At 52.4% G+C, this 3,228-nt stretch carries 6 protein-coding genes; 2 read left to right on the top strand and 4 right to left on the bottom strand.

The genetic code is table 11. The annotated features are described in order from the left end of the window. On the top strand, positions 1-303 hold a 303-nt coding region (locus ACBR42_RS16915), incomplete at its 5' end, for a hypothetical protein (RefSeq protein ID WP_371208808.1). 3 nt (positions 304-306) lie between these two features. Here the strand turns inward: ACBR42_RS16915 and ACBR42_RS16910 are convergent. The 4 genes from ACBR42_RS16910 to ACBR42_RS16895 form a co-directional block, all read right to left on the bottom strand. Next, a complete protein-coding gene (locus tag ACBR42_RS16910; protein WP_371208807.1) occupies positions 307-507 on the bottom strand; it encodes a hypothetical protein in 201 nt (66 codons plus the stop codon). Between the two features lie 12 nt (positions 508-519). Further along, entirely contained in the window at positions 520-1,089 is a 570-nt protein-coding gene (locus tag ACBR42_RS16905; protein ID WP_371208806.1) for a helix-turn-helix domain-containing protein, read from the bottom strand. A 257-nt stretch (positions 1,090-1,346) separates the two neighbouring features. Further along, on the bottom strand, positions 1,347-1,856 hold the full coding sequence (locus ACBR42_RS16900) for a replication protein (RefSeq protein ID WP_371208805.1): 510 nt from the start codon (positions 1,854-1,856) through the stop codon (positions 1,347-1,349). Beyond that, positions 1,849-2,151 (bottom strand): mobilization protein, encoded by a 303-nt coding sequence (locus ACBR42_RS16895; protein WP_141654729.1) that lies wholly within the window; start codon positions 2,149-2,151, stop codon positions 1,849-1,851. Before ACBR42_RS16895 ends, ACBR42_RS16900 begins: the two co-directional genes overlap by 8 nt. A gap of 167 nt (positions 2,152-2,318) precedes the next feature. Here ACBR42_RS16895 and mobQ point away from each other — a divergent pair. After that, on the top strand, positions 2,319-3,228 hold a 910-nt coding region (mobQ, locus tag ACBR42_RS16890; protein ID WP_371208804.1), incomplete at its 3' end, for a MobQ family relaxase.

Raw genomic sequence — 3,228 nt, 5'->3', positions numbered from 1 at the left:
AAGCTGGAACAGGCCGTCAAAGCCATGCGTGATGGGTTCGAGAAGGTGGCTCAGGCATTTGATCGCCTCACCCCGCCGATTCAACAGAAAGCCGAGAAAACTGCCAGCAAATGGGCGGCTTTCACCAAGGGATTAAAAGCCGGAGCAGCTAAGGACGCCGAAGCGGAGCGGAAACGACTGGCAGAAGAACGCCAGAGAGTCGAAGCCGCCGAGAGAGAGCGGGCCGAGCAGAAAGCCAGAGACGCCAAGGCATATCAGGAAATGCTACAGGCCCGCGCAGAACGTCGAGGAAGAGGACGTTAATATTTATACGTAATGAGTTTTTTCAAGTGAATATCCGTTTTTAATGGAATCCGTTTTTACAGTTCCACATCCAGAAGCTACTCCAATAGCAAATATTGATGGATCTGTGTTTGTTAATATTTCTTCAAGAACTTCATATGGAATAAACAATTCCATTCCAATTGATAGATTGTTTAAAAGGTCAGTTAATTCATTTTTAGTCATAATAAATCCTATTTAGTTTTTTCCACCATGTATAACCGACAAAGATGTACCCGGCTTAGGAATTAGAGCCAATTCTTCTTGCGTGGCACGGCTCCCTACCTCGGCTACATGACGGTTCATGTAGTAGCGCACCAATCCCGGCCCGCGTAGCCCTTCGATCTTTTCACGTTCAGAGAAGATCGCTCCAAATTTCACCAGTTCGTTCATAACCTTACTGACGTTATCGGCGGACATCCCAACGATCTCAGCAATTTCCTCGCGGGTAAGCATGATCTGTCCAGTATGTGGCATCAGGTGATCGAATAAAATTGCCCAGATTTCCGTGGCTTTGTGTGGCCGCTTACTATTGGCGTTTAGCCAGCGAACAACAGCAAGATTTTGAGCAGGACGGATCATAACAAATGGCTCCGTGGTTCCGGGGGCTGGTGTAGTGAGGTTCTTGATCTGAACGTAAAGCCGTCCGACGGCTTCGCGCATTGCGGGGCTAGTCTCAGCAAAAGGGAGGAGAGCCTGTTTCAGGAGATCAGCCTGATCTTCTTGAAGGCGGTCTTTCTGGGTCTTGAGCCGCGTGACATTCCGCATGTGGGGAACCTCTGTATATGGGGCGATTACCTGTCACACTGTGACTTCTTATGCTGTCACAGTGTGACAGGTAATCGCAAGCTGTTTTTTGCGGATTCCCAACGAAAACCAGAGATCGGCGATCTCCTAGATAGAATAAAGATATTTATTCTCCCCTATGGTCCCCTCTTTTTTCGGTGGAAAACTCGGATTTTCGACGGGTCAGGACAGAGAAAATCGGTCGTCTGAATTGCTCAGGAAGAGGGTGCAGCTTGTGGCTATGGCTGCACCAACCAACCGCTAGCGTTTTGGGTGGGATAGCAGAAGGTTCGTTTGTCCTTTGGTTCATATTTGGCCTCGTATCCCGGCAGGTGGCAGTGACCGAGGGCTTGGAGTAATCCCGCCTTGTCCATCTGGAAGGCCAGTTGACCGCTTGGTGTATTGCCCCACGCTGCGGCTGCATTTTCGGTCAGGGCCTGTTGGTGTCCGATGGCGTTCCCTTGGCTCCATCCGTCAGATCGGCCGAGCCAATACCCTCCCAACATCCCACCACAGGCCAGCATAGCCGCGCAGAGGCCGGTCCAGATCATTAGACGCCTCTTTCCCGCTGAAAACACGTCAGAGGCTTCTACGGCCAACCTAGAGGCTTTTTCGGCGGCGTCTGAAATCGTTCTGCACCTGTTGTCCTGCTCGGATGCCAGACGCTCCATGCTTCCGGTGGCCTTGGTGATGCTTTTTTCGACCCGCTTGAACAGTTCAAACGGATCTTCTTCCAGCATGTCACTCATGGGTATTTTCCGACGCTGGAACTGGTGTCATGGCGAGTGAAGGAAGGCGAGAGAATGTCTCAAAGGCTTTCTGGTCTGATGGCCTTTCAACACGCTTCAAAAGTGTTTCGATGGTTCGGACAGCGCGTTCATCTGTTTCGGCTAATTTTATCAAGGCACCTCCTAAGATATAATTTTGGCGATCGCGCAATTTTGCTTCCGATTTAGCTTCTGCCTTTTGAGCCTCTTTGATGCGTTTTTTTTGTTCGGCAATAATCTTTTTGGCGTTTTCAATTTCTTTAGAAATGTTGCTCATATCATCCTCGGAACTGGAATCAGTCTTTCAAGAACAATACCACATATCCCGTGATGCCGTCAGGCATTAAGGGCGCAGTTACGACTTGCACAAGTGCAAGTCCTGCGTCATGGTGGCTTTGCCCCCCTGAACCCCCCGTTTTACGCCAAAAGAAAGGCTTTTGATCCGTGGCAATCTATCGCGCCGAGACAAAGCCGATAAGCCGGAGCGCAGGGCGTTCTGTTGTGGCTGCGGCTGCGTATCGTTCTGGCGAGGATTTGACCAACGAGGTTGATGGACACGAACACAAATACAGCCCCCGTCAGAACAGCGTTGCCCATAAGGCAATTTTCATGCCGGATGGTGGCACGGCTGATCGGTCTGAATTATGGAATGGCGCCGAGGCTTCGGAGAAGCGGAAGGATGCCCGCACCGGTAGGGAGTGGATACTTGCCCTTCCGAACGAACTGACCAGCGAGCAGCGTGCCGATCTGGCTGATAGCTTTGCCCGCGCACTGGTGGAGCGTTACGGGGTGGCCGTGGATGTGGCGGTGCATCTGCCCGGTAATGAAGGCGATGACCGGAATCATCACGCGCACATCATGACCACCACTCGCAAGGTGGAGCGGGATGCCGAGGGCAAGCTGTCTTTTGGAGACAAATCAACCATTGAACTGTCCGACAAGAAGCGGACCAGCATGGGGCTTGGTAAAGGGGCAGACGAGGTAACAGAGGTTCGCCATCTATGGGCTGGCCTTGCCAATGCCGCGCTAGAGCGGGCCGGACAAGAGGCCCGGATAGATCACCGGACCAATGAGGCGCAGGGGCTGGATCGCGTGCCAGAGCGGCACATGGGTGCGAATGTCGTGGCGTTGGAGCGGAAAGGTCATGAGACCCCAACGGGCAACCATAACCGCCGTATTCGGGCGGAGAACGCGCAGCGGGCTGAGGTCATAGATTTTGCCCTGGCGAAGCTGGAACAGGCCGTCAAAGCCATGCGTGATGGGTTCGAGAAGGTGGCTCAGGCATTTGATCGCCTCACCCCGCCGATTCAACAGAAAGCCGAGAAAACTGCCAGCAAATGGGCGGCTTTCACCA

Source organism: Komagataeibacter sp. SM21, assembly GCF_041402665.1.
GTDB classification, from domain to species: domain Bacteria; phylum Pseudomonadota; class Alphaproteobacteria; order Acetobacterales; family Acetobacteraceae; genus Komagataeibacter; species Komagataeibacter saccharivorans.
This window is presented reverse-complemented; position numbering and strand designations above follow the sequence as displayed.

Bases quoted from the DNA above. Each gene is read 5' to 3' on its own strand.
- ACBR42_RS16910 (WP_371208807.1), bottom strand. From the start codon at position 507: ATGACTAAAAATGAATTAACTGACCTTTTAAACAATCTATCAATTGGA.
- ACBR42_RS16905 (WP_371208806.1), bottom strand. From the start codon at position 1,089: ATGCGGAATGTCACGCGGCTCAAGACCCAGAAAGACCGCCTTCAAGAA.
- ACBR42_RS16900 (WP_371208805.1), bottom strand. From the start codon at position 1,856: ATGAGTGACATGCTGGAAGAAGATCCGTTTGAACTGTTCAAGCGGGTC.
- ACBR42_RS16895 (WP_141654729.1), bottom strand. From the start codon at position 2,151: ATGAGCAACATTTCTAAAGAAATTGAAAACGCCAAAAAGATTATTGCC.